This window comes from Bradyrhizobium sp. 31Argb, assembly GCF_043638955.1.
Classification (GTDB): Bacteria; Pseudomonadota; Alphaproteobacteria; order Rhizobiales; family Xanthobacteraceae; genus Bradyrhizobium.
Genome location: NZ_JBEGDB010000533.1, coordinates 1 through 2,134 on the forward strand (window position 1 = coordinate 1; position 2,134 = coordinate 2,134).

General features: G+C 63.4%; 3 protein-coding genes. 1 reads left to right on the forward strand and 2 read right to left on the reverse strand.

Features of this window, described 5'->3' with window-relative positions:
- Positions 1-73 precede the first annotated feature (73 nt).
- Complete coding sequence (locus tag AAFX91_RS41065; RefSeq protein ID WP_130584245.1) at positions 74-325, reverse strand: helix-turn-helix domain-containing protein; 252 nt, start codon at positions 323-325, stop codon at positions 74-76.
- Positions 326-484: 159 nt separating this feature from the next.
- Positions 485-1,252: an SDR family NAD(P)-dependent oxidoreductase gene (locus AAFX91_RS41070; protein ID WP_394570279.1), complete on the reverse strand. Its 768-nt coding sequence runs from the start codon at positions 1,250-1,252 to the stop codon at positions 485-487.
- Positions 1,253-1,537: 285 nt separating this feature from the next.
- On the opposite strand from AAFX91_RS41070, the gene AAFX91_RS41075 reads away from it, so the two are divergent.
- On the forward strand, positions 1,538-1,978 hold the full coding sequence (locus AAFX91_RS41075; protein ID WP_130584247.1) for a hypothetical protein: 441 nt from the start codon (positions 1,538-1,540) through the stop codon (positions 1,976-1,978).
- The last annotated feature ends 156 nt before the right edge of the window (positions 1,979-2,134 follow it).

Sequence of the window (2,134 nt, forward strand, 5' to 3'; positions counted from 1 at the left end):
CCAAGGCTTCCTCCTAAAAGAAAGCCTTGAATCACGTTCAATCTGATTTGAGAATCCCAAGAGTCCACACGGCCTAATCGCTCGGCGCGGGCACTTCGATTCCGTCAGCCGAATAGCTCCTGATCTTGTTGCGCAATGTGCGTACGGAAACGCCGAGCACGCGCGCGGCGCGCGTGCGGTTGCCATTGCAGCGGATCAGGGTTTGCAGCACCAGCTCGCGCTCGACCTCGCCGACGGTGGCTCCGATCAGGAGCGGCACGATTTCGTTGGGGGCCAGTGAGGACGCCGGAATCTCCGGCAGGGGCTGCGTGGACACATAGGACATGACACCTCCCGAGCAACGCCCGTTCGCAACATCGCGAATCGGAAACATCGAGAACACAAACCCCTGGCCCGCGCGAGACGGTGGCCGCAGATGGTTAACAAACGATTAACGCGATCGCTGCCATCCACATTTCCGCATGGGTTCCCGCGTGCGCCATGCTCACACCGCCCGGTAGCCGCCATCCACCATCACGATCGATCCCGTGACATAGGCCGACAGGTCGGAGGCGAGGAAGATCGCAGGCCCCACGATATCCTCCGCCTTGCCGGCGCGGCCGAGCGGAGTGTGCGCGATGAAGGTCTTCGCGAGTTCCGGATTGTTCGCGCGCGTCTGGGCGTTCAGCGGCGTCTCGATGAAGCCGGGGCCGATTGCGTTGACGCGCACGCCTTCCTTGCCGAGCTCGGCGGCGAGCGCGCGGGTGAAGCCGAGCACGCCGTGCTTTGAGGCTGTGTAGGCGGGCGAGCTCGGCGTGCGCACATGCACGAAGGACTGGATCGATCCGATACTGACGATGCGTCCCTTCGTGGCGCGGATCTGCGGCAGGAAGGCATGCGTCACGTTGAAGACGCCGGTGAGGTTGATCGCGATGACGTCTTCCCAATCCTTGATCACGGCCTCGTCTGCGCCGAGCATGCCGTTACGTCGCGCAATCCCGGCATTGTTGACGAGGATCGAGACTTGCCCGATCTTGCCGGCGATCTCCTTTGCAAGCGCGACGCAATCCTCGCGCCTGGTGACGTCGAGCGCAAAGCTGTCGGCTTGGCCGACGGCGTCGCGGATCTCCTTCGCCGCTTCCGCCGCCGCGCTCTTGATGACATCGAGCAGCACCACGCGTGCGCCTTCGCGTGCGTAGCCGGCTGCGATCGCGCGGCCGATGCCGGACCCCGCGCCGGTGATGACGGCGATATGATTTTCGAGAAGGGCCATGGATGTTTCCTCTTTCCTGGTTCTTGAAACGCCGCCGCGAAGGCTAATTCAAAACGCGAGCAAACGGAAAGCCCTTGCTGGGAATTTGTAGGGTGGGCAAAGCGCAGCGTGCCCACCGTCAAGCACTCGACTCGGCATGGTGGGCACGCTTCGCTTTGCCCACCCTACGCATCTACGCATCCTGGCTACGCATTCTCGCCCATCCAGCTTCCGGGCTACACTCTGCAATGTGCGAATCGATCCGCGCCGCCATTGATGACTCAAGAAAATCCTGGAGACTTTCATATGAAAATGCCATCCGCCCTTCGTGCCGTGCTGGTCGCGCTCACCGCTATCGCCGGCGCCACTCTCTCCTCGGTCGCCCATGCCGACAGCGGCACTGTCTCGCTCACGATCTACAAGGCGGGCTGGATCATCGGCGGCTCCGGCGGTGGCGGCGTGCTGAATTTTCATGGACGCAGATATCCGCTGTCGGTCGGCGGCCTCGATTACGGCCTGGTGTTCGGCGGCTCGAAGACGGTGCTGCGCGGCCGCGTCAGCAACATCAATCGCCCCTCTGATGTCGCCGGCGTCTACGGCGCAGCCGGCGCGGGCCTTGCAATCGGCGGCGGCGCCCGCGCCATCGTGCTCACCAACCAGAAGGGCGCCGTGCTCGAACTCGCCGGCCACCAGGTCGGATTGATGGCGAATGCGGATTTGAGCGGGCTCGCGATCACGATGAAGTAGCGCGTCTACCTGCTCCATCTGCGCTTCTCTCGCGCTCACACCGTTGTCGTCCCCGCCTAGGGCGCAATTGCGCCCGGGGGGCCGGGACCCATATGTGGACGGCCCCCGTGGCACAAGAGCTTTTGAGGTGATCGGATCGCTGCATCCATATGTCCG

What these genes read in the sequence shown, in the direction of transcription:
- AAFX91_RS41065 (WP_130584245.1), bottom strand. Translation starts at nt 325, where the DNA reads ATGTCCTATGTGTCCACGCAGCCCCTGCCGGAGATTCCGGCGTCCTCA.
- AAFX91_RS41070 (WP_394570279.1), bottom strand. Translation starts at nt 1,252, where the DNA reads ATGGCCCTTCTCGAAAATCATATCGCCGTCATCACCGGCGCGGGGTCC.
- AAFX91_RS41075 (WP_130584247.1), top strand. Translation starts at nt 1,538, where the DNA reads ATGAAAATGCCATCCGCCCTTCGTGCCGTGCTGGTCGCGCTCACCGCT.